The sequence below is a fragment of the Burkholderia sp. AW33-5 genome (assembly GCF_053427615.1).
In genome coordinates this window covers 1-304 of sequence record NZ_JBSAXA010000127.1, presented here as the reverse complement: position 1 = coordinate 304, position 304 = coordinate 1, and the positions used below count along the sequence as shown (strand labels likewise).

1 protein-coding gene is annotated in these 304 nt (G+C 63.8%); it reads right to left on the bottom strand.

Annotated elements, in window-relative coordinates:
* On the bottom strand, positions 1–304 hold a 304-nt coding region (locus ACV22V_RS32670; protein ID WP_448016863.1), incomplete at both ends, for a transposase.

Sequence of the window (304 nt, the reverse complement as noted above, 5' to 3'; positions counted from 1 at the left end):
CGCAGCGCCAGCCAGATCAGTTTGAGCGCGGCCTCGTCCGACGGGAAGTGGCCGCGCGCCTTGATGATCTTCCGAAGCTGCATGTGCAGCGACTCGATCGCGTTGGTCGTATATACAATTTTCCGGATGTCAGGCGCGAAGGCGTAGAACGGAATCACCTGATCCCAGGCTCGCCGCCAGAGCGCGGCAATCGGAGGGTATTTCGTACCCCACGGGCTCCTATCGAACGCGTCCAGCGCCACGGCGGCCGCTTCGGCCGACGGTGCCCGATAGACCTCCTTGAGCGCCGCTGCGACCGATTTCC